The 15,030-nt window shown below is 40.4% G+C and carries 12 protein-coding genes; 1 reads left to right on the top strand and 11 read right to left on the bottom strand.

Features of this window, described 5'->3' with window-relative positions; genetic code table 11:
- Positions 1-114: 114 nt before the first annotated feature.
- The 8 genes from BANA01_RS08495 to BANA01_RS08460 form a co-directional block, all read right to left on the bottom strand.
- Positions 115-1,713, bottom strand: a complete 1,599-nt coding sequence (locus tag BANA01_RS08495) for a class I adenylate-forming enzyme family protein (protein ID WP_034676308.1) — start codon at positions 1,711-1,713, stop codon at positions 115-117.
- 17 nt (positions 1,714-1,730) lie between these two features.
- Positions 1,731-3,407, bottom strand: coding sequence for a long-chain-fatty-acid--CoA ligase (locus BANA01_RS08490; RefSeq protein WP_174524410.1), 1,677 nt, complete (start codon positions 3,405-3,407; stop codon positions 1,731-1,733).
- An 85-nt stretch (positions 3,408-3,492) separates the two neighbouring features.
- Entirely contained in the window at positions 3,493-4,272 is a 780-nt protein-coding gene (locus tag BANA01_RS08485) for an enoyl-CoA hydratase/isomerase family protein (protein ID WP_052106407.1), read from the bottom strand.
- A gap of 31 nt (positions 4,273-4,303) precedes the next feature.
- Positions 4,304-5,848, bottom strand: a complete 1,545-nt coding sequence (locus tag BANA01_RS08480; RefSeq protein ID WP_034676314.1) for a long-chain-fatty-acid--CoA ligase — start codon at positions 5,846-5,848, stop codon at positions 4,304-4,306.
- 30 nt (positions 5,849-5,878) lie between these two features.
- Entirely contained in the window at positions 5,879-7,057 is a 1,179-nt protein-coding gene (locus BANA01_RS08475) for a lipid-transfer protein (protein ID WP_034676316.1), read from the bottom strand.
- Between the two features lie 38 nt (positions 7,058-7,095).
- Positions 7,096-7,866 carry a 3-hydroxyacyl-CoA dehydrogenase gene (locus BANA01_RS08470; RefSeq protein ID WP_034676318.1) on the bottom strand — a complete coding sequence of 257 codons (771 nt, stop codon included), beginning with the start codon at positions 7,864-7,866 and terminating at the stop codon, positions 7,096-7,098.
- Complete coding sequence (locus tag BANA01_RS08465; RefSeq protein WP_157411746.1) at positions 7,863-9,077, bottom strand: CaiB/BaiF CoA transferase family protein; 1,215 nt, start codon at positions 9,075-9,077, stop codon at positions 7,863-7,865. The genes BANA01_RS08470 and BANA01_RS08465 overlap by 4 nt, the downstream gene beginning before the upstream one ends.
- 16 nt (positions 9,078-9,093) lie before the next feature.
- Entirely contained in the window at positions 9,094-10,254 is a 1,161-nt protein-coding gene (locus BANA01_RS08460) for an acyl-CoA dehydrogenase family protein (protein ID WP_034676319.1), read from the bottom strand.
- Between the two features lie 227 nt (positions 10,255-10,481).
- Between BANA01_RS08460 and BANA01_RS08455 the strand changes: the two genes are divergently transcribed.
- Complete coding sequence (locus BANA01_RS08455) at positions 10,482-12,188, top strand: sigma 54-interacting transcriptional regulator (RefSeq protein ID WP_169803666.1); 1,707 nt, start codon at positions 10,482-10,484, stop codon at positions 12,186-12,188.
- 173 nt (positions 12,189-12,361) lie between these two features.
- Here BANA01_RS08455 and BANA01_RS08450 read toward each other — a convergent pair whose 3' ends face one another.
- From BANA01_RS08450 to bla, 3 genes are all read right to left on the bottom strand, one after another.
- The gene (locus BANA01_RS08450; protein ID WP_034676321.1) at positions 12,362-13,150 is read right to left on the bottom strand and encodes an enoyl-CoA hydratase/isomerase family protein; all 789 of its coding nucleotides are present in this window, start codon (positions 13,148-13,150) and stop codon (positions 12,362-12,364) included.
- A gap of 24 nt (positions 13,151-13,174) precedes the next feature.
- Positions 13,175-13,597: a MaoC family dehydratase gene (locus tag BANA01_RS08445; RefSeq protein WP_034676323.1), complete on the bottom strand. Its 423-nt coding sequence runs from the start codon at positions 13,595-13,597 to the stop codon at positions 13,175-13,177.
- A 222-nt stretch (positions 13,598-13,819) separates the two neighbouring features.
- Entirely contained in the window at positions 13,820-14,722 is a 903-nt protein-coding gene (gene bla, locus BANA01_RS08440) for a class A beta-lactamase (protein ID WP_411834942.1), read from the bottom strand.
- Positions 14,723-15,030: the final 308 nt, after the last annotated feature.

Raw genomic sequence — 15,030 nt, 5'->3', positions numbered from 1 at the left:
ACTAAGTTAGAAAGTTGTACTTGGTAAAATTCGCTCCAACAAAAAATGCCCACAAAAATGATTTGTGGGCTTTTTACATCCTATGATTTAACCGGCATTCCTTACTGGTGTTTGCTAGATTTTTTCCGTTTCCTGCGATAAGTCTTTGTATTCATCTTTCAACGATCTCTTTAATAATTTTCCGGCTGATGTAGTCGGCAGGCTTGTTCTAAACACCACATACTTTGGCGTTTTGTAGCCGGATAATTTATGGCGGCAATATTCAATGATCTCCTCTTTTGTAAGAGTCGATTCACTTTTTAATACGACTGCTGCCGCTACAGCTTCACCCCAGCGTGGGTCTGGTACACCGAAAACGGCACATTGCATAATTTCCGAATGCTGGCTGAGGACATTTTCAATCTCTTGACTGGAAACATTCTCGCCTCCAGTTTTGACTATATCTTTTTTCCGGTCAGCAAAATAATAGTTACCATCCTTGTCTCGGATGAGAACATCACCTGTATAGTACCAGCCATCGCGAAATGCTTTCCGATTGGCTTCTTCGTTATGATAATATCCCTTCACCACAACTGGACCACGTGCAATTTGTTCACCGGGTTCACCGTCAGGAACTTCGTTTCCATACTCATCAACAAGTTTTATTTCACTGCCAGTATGCGTGACGCTTCCAACATATCTTCCGTCTCCATTTGGAACTTCATCCCATGTCTTAAACCAGCCTCCCGTTAAAGGAGAGGCAGTGGATTCACTGGAACCTTGTATGGTAAAAAATTTCGCCTCAGGTGCAATTCGATTCCATCCATCGACCATACTCTTGGGAATAGTACTAGACCAAGTAATAAGTTTGCGGAGAGAAGCGAAATCATAATCACCTGCAACATTAAGAATGCCCAAATATAATGTTGGAGGCAAGGCAGTAAATGTTATTTTATGTTTGTCCATTAACATGGCCATCTGTGAAGGAATTGGGATTTCTGTCATGACAATGGTTAACCCCACCATATGGCTATGCATCATAAACGTAAAGCCAGCCATATGTATTAATGGAAGAGACAGCAGCAAACTATCCTCCGGTTGAAATGCTCCCGCTGCCAAGTATGCATAATTGGAATGAAAGAAATTCCGATGGGTGACCATTACACCTTTTGGTAATGACTCTGTTCCACTTGTGTAAAATAATCCTGCAACATCTTCATCATCGATTTCCACTTCCACTTCAGTGGTTTTACCTGATACAAGTTGGTTGAAATCGACCCAGCCTTCTGGTATTTCATTTGTTCGGAAACAAGCAAATTTTTGAATGCTGGATAATTCCTTAGCAATGGATTTAACACCCTCCATATTTATGCCGTCTACAAAAAACATTTTAGCCTGCGAAAAATTAATCAATTGACTTATTTCTTGGGGTTTTAACATAAAATTCACTGGGGTAATCCATGCGCCAATTTTCAAAAGGGCATACGATAAAATAACGATTTCTGGACTATTCCGGCTAATGACGGCAATTCGGTCCCCTTTTTCTACTCCCATTTGTACTAACGAATGTGCGGTCTGGTTTACCTTTTCGTCCAATTCGTTATAAGTGAAAGTGCTTTGGTCCGCATCAGAATTATAGTAAATTAATGCTGGTTTTGTTGGATAACGATAACTTGCCCTTTTCAATCCATCACCAATGATTGCCCGCGTTTTTAAATTGGTTAATATCCCCATCCTAGTCCCCCCTTAATTTAGCTGACTTGATTTCCACTTCCTATATATAAGAGCTCATATTTCTTGACGATTTCCTTTTTATTAAATTTCCCTACACTCGTTTTTGGAATTTCCTCAACATAAAGAATCTGATCTGGTAATTGCCACTTGGCAAAATGGACATATAATAATTCTTCAAATTCCTCTAACGGTACTGTTTTATTGTTTTTAGTGACAACCAGAGCAAGTGGTCGTTCCTGCCATTTTTCATGAGGAATGCCCACCACTACTGCCTCAAGAACGTCGGGGTGTCCCATTAAGGCATTTTCCATATCAATGGAAGATATCCATTCTCCTCCACTCTTAATAACATCTTTAATTCGGTCGACAATTTTCAAATAACCATTTTCATCAATTGTACCAGCATCCCCGCTTCTCCAATACCCATCACGGAAATTGCTTTCTGTACCTGGTGCATGATGATAAGCACCCGTAATCCATGGACCTTTTAAGCAAACCTCACCAACTGACTTACCATCGCGTGGGACTTCCTCACCTGTATTAGGGTCACATAATTTAATATCGATTCCAGGTACCGGCATTCCTTGTTTCCGCCTTAAATCCCATTTTTCATCTTCAGTGATTTTATTAAGTAAATTTGGATTAAGTTGATAATTGATTGCCACCAATGGTGTTGTTTCTGTTGCACCATAGGCGTGAATGATTTCTGCTCCCGTTAATTCTTTGAATCCTCTCATCATGGAGACAGGTGGTTCCGTTGCCCCTGATAAAAACCTTGCCTTGCTTAAATCAGGCTTTTTCTCAAGTGTCCGAATATAATGAAGCATTGGCAGGAAAATCGCCGGTGATCCCCCAGCAAATGTCACATTTTCTTCTATCATTAGATCTACTAGAGGCGAAGTATCTTCCGCCGCATACCTGCCTGGCAATACGATTTTGGCGCCCATCATCGCAGCGACATGGACGAACCCCCATGATTGGCCATGAAACATCGGTACAATGACAAGTAAACAATCATGACTGTTTGCTCCAATAAGAGCAGCAGCCTCCATCGTGTGCAAGTAGATATTCCGATGCGAATAATAGACACCTTTAGGTCTGCCAGTTGTTCCAGACGTATAACAGGCACTATATGCTGTCGTTTCATCAATCATCGGCCAGTCATAATCTGCACTCTCCGTCTGAATACATTCCTCATAGTGGTAGATAGGCGATAAGCTGGTTTTTATTTCCGCTAGTGGCTTATCACTCATTACAATGAAGCCTTCAACGGTTGTTAAATATGGTGCAATGGCTTCAGCTACTGGCAAAAGAGATTCATCGACAAAAATATATTTCGCTTCACTATGATTCGTTACATAAGATAGGTCGTCTGCTGAAATGCGTAAATTCATCTGAAGGAGAGTTGCTCCTTTACCAGGAATCGCAAAATACAATTCAAAATGCCTCTTAGAGTTCCAGTCTAATACACCAATTTTGTCACCTGGTTTGACTCCTAGTTTTTCTAGGAAATTAGCCATTTTAGCCATACGGGTGAACGCTTCCTTGTACGTATAACGATGGATTTGATTATTACTTCGATAGACGATCTCCCGATCAGGATAATTCCTAACAGCATGGCGAATCATTGTCGTTGTATTTAATTGATAATCATTCATAGAGGTTGATGGGCATCCTTTTACCATTCTCACCATAAATATTCCTCTTTTCATTATTATATAATATTCCGAAAATATGATATATCAGGAATATTCCGTCTCTTTACTCTAGTTTTCGATACTAGTAACCTTGAAATCTAGCTTCACGTTTTTCTGCAAAGGCTCTTCTTCCTTCTGAAAAATCTCGTGTTTGGAAAATGAGAGATTGGCCGTAGGCTTCCAATTCTAAGATTTCTTCTAAGGTAGCATGAGAGGCTTGATGCATAATTCGTTTTGCCATTCCTAAGGCCTTCATTGGTCCATTTGCTAATTGTTGTGCAAGTTCTCTTCCCTTTTCAATTACCTTCCCATTTGCAACCACTTCATTGATTAATCCGTAATGGAAAGCAGTTTCGGCATTCAATATTTTCCCAGTAAAAACCAATTCTGCTGCCCGGTGCATTCCTACTTTTTGCGGAAGGAAGTACAACCCTCCCAAATCTGGAATAGCCCCCACCTTTGCGAAGATCTCCGAAAAGACAGCGCTTTCATCCGCAACAATTAAATCGCAGGCAAAAGCTAAGTTACATCCTGCTCCAACAGCTGATCCGTGTACGGCTGCAATTACCGGTTTTTCCATATGATATAGATCAATGATTGCTTCATGAGCTTTTTGTAAGAATTCTTTCACTTCGATAGGATTGGAGGGATCGATTCCAAAATCCTTCAGGTCGCCGCCAGCACAAAATCCTCTTCCATTCCCATAAAGTAAAACAGAGCGGACTGCCGGATTCTGCTTTGCCTCTCTTACTGCATCTGCTAATGCGGTGATTAATTCCAAATTCAATGCATTAAGCTGATTAGGGCGATTTAGTTCAATTTCAAAAACACCTTCATTTAGGAATGTGTTGATAACCTGCACTTTTTCCACTCCTTCTTCTAACGCTTCTTACTTATTTAGCCGCGTAATTCGGGTTTACGTTGTTGATGGTTTCCCGAAGCCTGAATTTCAACAATTTTCCTGAAGCATTTCGAGGCAGTTCATCTTTAAAGATTACTTTTCTCGGTATTTTATAAGCAGATAAATGTCTTCTGCAAAACGCTTCTAACTCTGTTTGATCTATCGTTTTCCCTGTTTTTCGCACAATCACAGCCGTTACTACTTCTCCCCATTCAGGATCAGGTGACCCGATGATCGCAACATCTTGGATTTGTGGATGTGAATGTAAAACGTTCTCAACCTCCACGGAATAAACGTTTTCCCCGCCTGTTATAATCATGTCCTTACTTCTGTCAACAATATATACATAACCATCCTCATCTTTTATGCCTAAATCACCCGTATGCAGCCACCCATCCCGAATCGTTTCTGCTGTTTCCTTCGGTTTTTTATAATACTCTTTCATGATTGTCCGACCTTTAAAAGTGAGTTCCCCTACTTCACCTGGTTTTGTTTCCTGCCCATTAGGAGCGACTAATTTCACTTCATTTAAAAACAGTGCATTTTTTCCGGCTGAACCGACTTTTGTTTGATGGTCTTCGGGTGATAAATAAATACCTGAAGGACCTGCTTCTGTTAATCCACATAAACTATAAAAATTTTGTGACTTAAAAAATGACATACACGCTTTCACTTGATCACCTGACATAGGTGCGGCGCCGTAAAGAAAACGTTTAATGGAAGAAACGTCATATTGATCTTTATCAGGGAATTGCAGTAAAAACATATACATGGTCGGCACAGCAAAAAAAGTAGATATTTTATATTTCTCGATATCCCGGAAAATGGCAGTAGGATTAAATTCACGGTGAATCACGTTGGAAGCACCTATGAATAAACTGCTTGTTAAACAAATGACCAATTGTGCCGCATGAAAAAGCGGTGCTATATGGATAAATTTTTCCTCAGAATGATACCCTAATGTCCCCATCAAGGACACAATCACATTGGTAACTCGTTGATGATCAAAAACTGCACCCTTTGGATTACCTGTTGTTCCCGATGTATATAAAATATGAAGATCATCTGTGTTTTTTATTTCAATCGGTGGCTCATCATCTTTATCAGATAGGACAGCCTCAATGGACAAATTTCCAATGATGGTAGGTTTTTCAACCGTAATCACTTGTCGAACATGCGAAATTCCACTTTTGGCTTCTTGAACAAGTGCTTCATACTCTTGATCACAAATGACAAGTACACTGTCAGATTGGTCTAAAATATAACTCACTTCTCGTTCAACTAAACGAAAGTTCATGGGTACAATTACTGCACCAATTTTGGCACATGCATAATAGGCAATGGCAAAGGAATCTGAGTTTTTCATCATTAGAGCAATTTTTTCTCCCTTTTTCACACCTTGAATTAGTAGACCATTCGCAAATCGGTTCACAAGTTTATTAAATTCACTGTACGTATACGATCGATTTTCAAAAGTAAGTGCCATTTTCTCTGGGTGTCTTGACGTGTTTTGAACCAAAGTATTTACAATATTCATCCCTTCACGCCTCCACTTATAAAAAAATTATTAGATCTTTTGATATACAGTGACAACACATGCCCCGCCAAGTCCTAAATTATGTTGAAGCGCCGTACGTGCTCCTTCTACTTGTCTCTGCCCCGCCTGCCCGCGCAAATGCCAAACCAATTCTGTACATTGAGCCAAACCTGTGGCACCAAGCGGATGTCCTTTTGACATTAATCCGCCAGAAGGATTGATAACGTATTTTCCTCCATACGTATTATCCTCGTCATTAATAAATTTCTCAGCTTCTCCAACACCACAAAGTCCCAATGCCTCATAAGTAATCACTTCATTTGGGGTAAAGCAATCGTGAAGCTCTATTACATCCACATCTTCTGGACCGATACCCGCTTTTTCATAAACCTGTTTCGCAGCACGAGCTGTCATCCCGCTGCCAACCAAGCGTAGATTATCTTGATAGCTTTCCGGTGTATCGGTGGTCATCGATTGAGCAACGATTTTAACTCCATGATTGATACTATGTTTTTTTGCAAAAGAATCACTGCAAACAATCACCGCTGCTGCCCCACATGTAGGAGGACACGCCATAAACCTAGTCAGTCCTGGGTAGATCACGGGAGAATTCATGACCTCATCTAAATGGAGCTCTTTTGTAAACAGAGAATAAGGATTATGAACAGCATGTTTCCTCGATTTAACAGCTACCTTCCCGAAAATATCAGGATTGGCATCATATTTTTTCAAGTATTCCAATCCTGCTGCCCCAAAAACTTTTAAGGCAACAGGTCCATCCGGTAATTCTGGGTTTAATTCCTCAAAACGGTTATATATCCATTGGAATGGCGAGGTTCGGTCACTCCAATTTTCTCCTAAGGCACCCGGCTTCATTTCTTCAAATCCAAAGGCCAAGACACATTCTGCTCCTCCTGATTCCACCGCTTGCCGTGCCATATAAAGGGCAGTAGAACCAGAAGAACAATTATTATTGAGATTTATAATTGGTATTCCTGTCATTCCCACTTGATAAAGGGCCGTTTGACCACAGGTGCTGTCGCCATAAACATAGCTGGAATAAGCCTGGTCCACTTGAGATAAATCAATTCCTGAGTCTTTTAGGGCACCAGTGATTGCCTTTTGTGCCATGTTTTCATATGGTTCATTTTTACCTGGCTTCTCAAACTTCACCATCGAGACACCAATCACATTTGCTTGACTTGTCACACCATTACCTCCTTCATTCGTTTTAAAGTTGCTAGATTTTAACGAGGGGACATCCGAATTCCGCCATCTAAACGAATCACTTCCCCATTCAAATATTCATGTTCCATCATAAACGTCGCTAACTCCGCATATTCAGATGGGTGCCCTAATCGCTTTGGAAATTCCACACTGCTCGCTAACTTCTCAATCACTTTTTCAGGTAATGTATTGGCCATAGGTGTCATAAATAAACCAGGAGCGATTGTGTTGACACGAATGCCAAATCCCGATAAATCCCTTGAAACAGGTAACGTCATTCCAGCCACGCCTGCTTTACTTGCACCGTATGCCGCCTGCCCCATTTGACCATCAAAGGCTGCCACCGAAGCAGTATTGATAATAACGCCTCTTTCACCAGATTCAGTGAGTGGTTCATTATTTTTCATTTCATTCGCGGCTAGTCTTAATACATTAAAGGTACCGATTAAGTTAATCCCTACGACCTTATTAAAATCCTCAAGCGGTAACACACCTTTTTTTCCAATCGTTTTCCCTGGTGTACCAACACCTGCGCAGTTTACACAGATATGAATGGCTCCAAACGCATCAATGGTTTGGTTGATACCCTTCTGAACAGATTCTTCATCGGCCACATTCACTAATGCATACTGCACATTCTCACCTAATTGGTCGACTGCTTCCTTTGCTTTCGCTTCGTTTAAATCAAAGATGACAACCTTAGCACCCTTCTCTACTAATCTTGTTACGGTCGCTAATCCCAAACCTGACGCTCCACCAGTTACCACTGCTACTTTATCTTGTAAATTCATACTCTTAAATCTCCTTTACTTTTTAGTTGTTTTCCAAATACTCCTTTATCTGCAAGTACCTCAATTGCCTGCGAATCCAAACCAATCTCTGTTAAAATTTCACCCGTATGTGTTCCTGTTGGCACACCTGTAAATCGATATTCTGGAGGCTGAGTTGAAAATTTAATAGGTAAGGCAATCTGCTTTTGGGTACCCCCTTTTGGCTTCGGTACTGAAACCACCATGTTCCTTCCCTGTATTTGCGGATGATTTACTGCTTCCGAAAATTTCAACACCGGTTCCACGCAGCCATCAAAATCATCCCCAATAATGGTCAGCCATTCCTCAAACGATTTCTGTTTAATCGCCTCTGTTAGGATTCTTTTAAACTCTTGTTGTTCCTCCAGTTTCTGACTGCTGCTAAGTTTTACTAGATTAGGATCTCCAATTAATTGACATAATCTTGCTTGAAATTGGGGTTCCAGACTGCCAACGGATAAATAGCGATGATCCAGCGTTTCATAGTAATCATAAAAGGATCCGCCATTTAGCAGCTCTGATTCGGGTTCAGGTTCTCTTCCTCCGGCTAAATAGCCAGTTCCATACATGGCATTTAAGGAAAATACGGCATCCGTCATGCTGATATCAATGTACTGGCCTTCACCTGTTTTTTCGCGGTGATATACTGCAGAGAGTATCCCAATGACGGATGGCAATGAGCCTCCTGCTAGATCGGCAACCTGAATTCCCGCAGGAACAGGGGCTTCATTTTTCCTAGAGGAGTAGCTAGCTGCACCTGCTATAGCTAAATAGTTATTATCATGTCCTGCCCGATTGCGCAGTGGTCCTGTTTGTCCATATCCCGTAATGGAGCAATAAATCATCCTTGGATTGACTTCCTTCAGCTTTTCATAACCAATCCCTAATTTATCCATGACGCCGGGGCGAAACTGCTCAACAACAATGTCATATTCCTGTATTAATTGATAGATGATTTCTCTTGATTCACTTTGCTTTAAGTCTAGGGCAAGTGACCGCTTGGAGCGTTGCAGCTGTCCAAACAACGCCGAAACCCCTCCATCCATGGGCGGCAGGTGTTTTGCTAAATCCACACGATCAGGTGATTCCACTTTAATCACTTCCGCTCCCATATCGGCCAACATCATCGTTGCAAATGGTCCTGGTAAAAGCGTCGTAAAATCCAATACTTTCAATCCGTTCAAGATTCCCATATTCAATCCTCCTTTCTTATTTTCCTAATACATCTTTACTAATGATTTCCTTCATAATTTCAGACGTCCCGCCATAAATTCGCTGTACCCTTGCATCGGTGAAGGCTCTTGATATCGGGTATTCTTCCATATAACCGTAACCGCCAAACAATTGTAGACAGCCATCGGCAATTCTGCCTTGAGCTTCTGTAGTTGATAATTTCGCGATACTAGCATCAACTGTTGACAATTGGTTTCTCTCTAACAAAGCCAGACATTGATTCACATAGGCACGATTCACTTTTGCTTCTGTTGTCATTTCGGCGATTTTGTGGCGAATCACTTGCAGCTGGCTTAATGGTTTTCCAAAGACCTCCCTTTCGTGTATGTATTGAATCGTCAATTCTAATGCACCCTCCATTGCTCCACATGCCCCTACTGCAAGAGTCGTCCGTTCACGGGGTAATTCACGCATTAAGGTTATAAATCCATTGTCAAGCTCACCTAATATTTGACGGTGGTCCGCTCTAACCTCTTCTAAAAATAATTCAGACGTATCTGCAGAGTGTAGTCCAATTTTCTTTAATTTCTTTCCTTTCGTTAGGCCTTTACTGTCCCCATCAACGATAAAGAGTGTTGTCCCTTTTGAAGCAGGAAGTGCTTGGTTCGTCTTCGCCACAACAATCACAAAATCAAAATTCTGGCCATTCGAAATAAATGTTTTGGAACCATTGATCACATATTCACCCGTAGATGTATTTTTGACTGCCGTTGTTTTTATTCCTTGAAGGTCGCTCCCAGCACCTGGCTCTGTCATCGCAATGGCCCCTATAAAGTCACCGGAAACCATTTTCGGTAAATAGTGGGTTTTCTGTTCCTCTGAACCCGCATTAAGGATGTAATGGGCGACAATATTAGAATGGACAGCTAAATTTCCTGAGACGGAACTGAATCCTAGTCGGCTGAATTCATCTACAATACTCATGGCAAAATGTAAGGGGGCTCCTAGTCCGCCATATTGCTCAGGAAGATCCACACAAAGGAACCCAGCTTCCCCAAGCTTTTTCCAAAGTGATCTTGGAATGATTCCATCTTCTTCCCACTGGCTGTAATATGGTTCGATTTCCTTTTTCGCAAAGGCTTCAATTGTTTTTTTAAATAGTGTAATTTCTTCTTCAATTGCTACTGAGTGAGTCATCCTTTCTCCTCCTGTTCAAGTTTTCTATCAATATCTAATGCAATTTCTATGCCATGTATTAAATGTTATTAAATCGACCGTTTTTTCTTCCATGTGTAAAGTATTGTTAACAAAAAATTGTAAATTGTAAATTGTAAAAGTATTAACAACCTTCTGTTAACATTTTAGATTTTCCTGTTATAATGAGAGTTAAAAAAGGGCTGATGAAATTGTTCATTTCCGATCTCATGACAACAGATTTTTTATGTTGCACGAAAGATCAGACATTAAAAGACGTCCACTCCATGTTTACCAAAACACACTCCCATATACTTCCTGTAGTAGATGAATCTAATAAACTAATTGGAATTATTACGAAGAATAAGATTTTTCAACTCCTCATCACGATTTCATCCTTTGATACAACTATCGATCCATACTATACCCCTAACCCTATCTATCTTCATCCAAATGATAGTGTAGAGGATACTAGGCGCCTGCTTTTAAAACATAATGTTGGACATGCACCGGTTTTAAATAATGAAATGGAACCCGTGGGTGTGGTTTCTACTAAACAACTACTGTCATCCTATAATATTGTTTACAATCAATTATCTTCTGTTCTCGAGATCGCCTATGACGCGATTATCCTAGTGAATAAAAAAGCTGAGATTACAATGATTAATAAAGGTTTTACCGACTTATTTGGTTTAAATGTTAAAGATGTATTACATAGACGTACCACCGATTTATTCCCTGAGTTGGATATTGAAAGTGTCATAAAAAACGGGATTAGCATTCACAATTCACCGCAAATTATCGAAGGTTATCAATCTCTCATTTCGATTCTGCCGATTAAAGAAAACGGTGAAGTCATTAGTGCCATTTGTAAAGTGACTTTTCGCGGATTAACTCAGTTACATGAAGCCTTAACGAAAGTAAAAAAGCTTGAAAAACAGATTTCTTACTATCAAAATGAAATCCATGAAATGAAAGGGACAAAATATACATTTTTCGATATTGCTGGGGAATCCGAGGCTTTACGGAAAGTGAAGCATGAGGCAAATTTAGCTTCTAAAAGCATGTCTACCGTATTAATTATTGGGGAAAGCGGGACGGGTAAAGAGTTATTTGCCCAAGGAATTCACGCTGCCTCAGGACAAACCGGTTCCTTTGTTCAAGTCAATTGTGCAGCAATCCCACCAGAACTCCTTGAATCTGAATTTTTTGGCTATGCGGATGGAGCCTTTACTGGTGCCAAAAAAGGCGGCATGAAGGGCAAATTTGAACTTGCACAAAATGGGACTATCTTTTTGGATGAAATTGGGGATATGTCGCTCCCTCTTCAGACAAAGATCCTACGCGTTCTACAAGAAAAAGAATTTCAGCCAATTGGCAGTTCAAAAACAATTCATTTAAGTACGAAAATTATCGCTGCCACGAATCAGAATATTGAACAATTAGTTGCGGAAGGAAAGTTTAGAGAAGACTTATACTATCGATTAAATATCATGCGTTTAAATATACCGCCTTTAAGAGAAAGAATGGAAGATTTACCTGATGTCATTCATACGATTATTAGACGTTTGAACCAAAGTGGATTTTACATTAAGGGTGTTACCCATTCTGCTGTAACAAAACTAATGAAGCATTCATGGCCGGGTAACGTGAGAGAATTGCAAAATGTTCTAGAACGAGCAGCAAATTTAAAAACGGGGGACTATATTGATGGAGACGAGATTCCTACATTCGATTCTTTCACTCAGGAAGTACTTGTTTCTCAACCAACACTCTCCACCTATAAAGATAGAATGGTTACCACTGAAAAAGATATGATCCTCTCAGCCTTAAAGGATGCAAAAGGTAATAAAACCAAAGCTAGTGAAATTCTTGGAATCAGCCGTCCATGGCTCTATGCGAAAATGAAAAAATATCAATTGAACGAAACTATTTAATTACCAAACTATGCATATGGCTCAAACATGGAAAGTGAGGCTGAGCATTCATTCGTTTAGCCTTACCTTTTACTGGGATTGTTCCCATAAAACATGCTTCCCCAATTACGGGAACAATCTGATCAGGATTGTTCCCGTAATACTAGATTCCCCTAATTACGAGAACAATCAGATTAAAACCCTTTAAAATTTGGTTTTCTTTTTTCTGCAAATGCTGCTAAACCTTCATGGAAATCATATGACCGTGTGTGATTCTTTAGGGCCAATAACTCTTGTCTTAAAGCAATTTCAAGTGGTTGTTCTTGTCCATCATTTGCCAGACTTTTCATTTCTCTTAATACAAGCGGACTCTTCGCTGAAATCTTGTCTGCTATTTCCTGTACGACTCTCTCCAAGTCTTCTGCTGGAACCACCTCATTTACCAATCCATATTCCTTCATTTGCTGAGCTGGAATAAAGTCACCGGTAAATAACAAATATTTTGCCCGATTCATCCCTATTTTTCGTGGCAGCCTTACAGCCCCGCCACCTCCAGGCAGCACGCCAAAATTAGCGTGGGCGTCGCCAATCTTTGCTTTTTCGGAGGCAATAATAATATCTGCCGTCATCGCAATTTCCAAGCCGCCTGCCAATGTAATCCCATTTAAAGCAGCGATTAATGGCTTAGATAAATCATTTAACACTTCAAAAATTCCCCCTGCTAAATCTAGCAAGCCCTTTTGCCCATCTGGCTTTTTTTCTAAATCCCCAAGTAGTTCTTTCAAATCTGCTCCTGCACAAAACGCTTTCTCTTTGCCCGATAAAACAATCACTCGGACTGAATCATCTTGTTCAACCTCTTTTAGAACTGCCGACAATTCTTTCAACAAAGTGATAGATATAGAATTCATATCGTCTGGTCGATTCAAATAAATCCAAGCTGTTTGATTTCTTCTTTCAAGAATAATTGTTTGATACGCCACTGTTAACCCTCACCCTTCTACTGATTATTTTGATACTAGTGCAGAGATTTCTGCTTGCAGTACTTGTTCGCCATTATTTTTATAACTTGATAGTAATAAAGTTACTTCACCAGCTCCTTTTCTTTCTTCCTTTTTTATCACTTCAGCCGTGACATAAAGGACATCCTCTGGATACACTGGTTTCGTAAATTTAAGATTATTGACCCCTGTACCAGCGATGACATCCTCACCCAAAACTCCGGTCTCGACCCATAATTTAAATGAAAGACTTAATGTATGCAGCCCTGATGCGATAATGCCTTTAAATCTGCTCTGTTTTGCCTTTTCTTCATCAATATGCATGTACTGTGGGTCAAATTGGCTGGCAAATGTCATAATTTCATTCTTACCCACTTTATAAGACAATGTTTCAAACTTCTGCCCAATGGATAACTCTTTAAATTTCATATCATCACCTCATACCTTAGGAATGCAACTTTCGTGCCAACCCCTATCACCTATCCTATCTGTTTTTTTATTTACACAATAAAAAACCTGTAAAGTATTGTTAACAATTTATGTTTACAATACTTTACAGGTTGTAACGATATCATTTTCTGACCATTGAATTTAGGTATTGTTGCACATACAAAAAACAGGTTGCTTAAAAAAGTAAATTTATTTATCTCTTCACTTCAGAGCGTTAAGTGCGACCTTGGCAGCCTCTGCAATAAGCGTATTGTTATAGGTAGCATTCTGTGTATCGCGGCTAGATAGAACTGCGATGACAATGGGAGCTCTATTCGGCGGCCAAACAATCGCAATGTCATTCCGCGTTCCATAGCTTCCCGCACCACTCTTGTCAGCGACTTCCCAACCTGTTGGTGCACCAGAACGGATCAATGCATCTCCAGTGGCATTTCCCCGCATCCAATCTGTCAGGATCTTACGTTTTTCAGTAGGGAGCAAGTCGCTGACTGCGAAAGCCTTGAGGCTCGTAGCAAGAGATTTTGGTGTGCTTGTGTCACGTGTATCTCCAGGAATAGCTGAGTTCAAATCAGTTTCGTAGCGATCAGCCTCGGTAACCTTATCGCCAATCTGCCTCAGTGCTGTTTCAAATCCCTCAGGGCCTCCTAGTTTCTCTAATAAAAGGTTCCCGGCGGTGTTGTCGCTATATCGGACAGCAGCCTCGATAACTTCCCCAAGAGTCATCCCAGTATCTACGTGAAGCTCTGTCACGGGTGAATACGAAACGATGTCCTCGCTGTTGTAAGTGACTAACTCCTCGAGTTGATCAATTGAGTACTGCTGCAGCAATGCACCCGCTGCAAGTGCTTTGTAAGTAGATGCGTAAGCGAACCGCTCATGAGACCGATAGGAAACGGTCTGGTTTGTGCCTGTATCGATAGCGTATACCCCAAGCCGGGCGTCAAATTTGCTCTCGAGTTCTCCAAACTCACGATGTATATGGGGTGCTAGTGTTTTCGTGACTGCCTTTTCGGGCTTCCCCGAAAGTTTATTGGTGGCGGACCAGCCGCCGAGCGATACAATTGCAACCACTAGCACAAGCAGGGCATGTATAAAGTTATTCATACTGAAAATATTATGTGTTTTCCTCAAGATCTTAACCTCTTTCTATTAATAATAGATGTACAGATAATAGAATAAGTGGGTTTAATCATTATGTATTGATTAACACCGTCTGCTATTAACAAACTGATTCTAAAAATTTTGGATTACTTTGAATTCAATTCCATTTTTATGCAACGAAAAATTTATTCCGTTTGCAAATTTTTAATCATAGTCAACATCACTTTCATATCCTTTTGTTGCCCCGAAATGTTAGGGGAAAATTTCCTCCTTTCTCCAATTTGATTACATGTGCAATATTAGATTGCCCT

The sequence above is a fragment of the Neobacillus niacini NBRC 15566 genome, from assembly GCF_001591505.1.
Lineage (GTDB): Bacteria > Bacillota > Bacilli > Bacillales > Cytobacillaceae > Neobacillus > Neobacillus niacini.
This window is presented reverse-complemented; position numbering and strand designations above follow the sequence as displayed.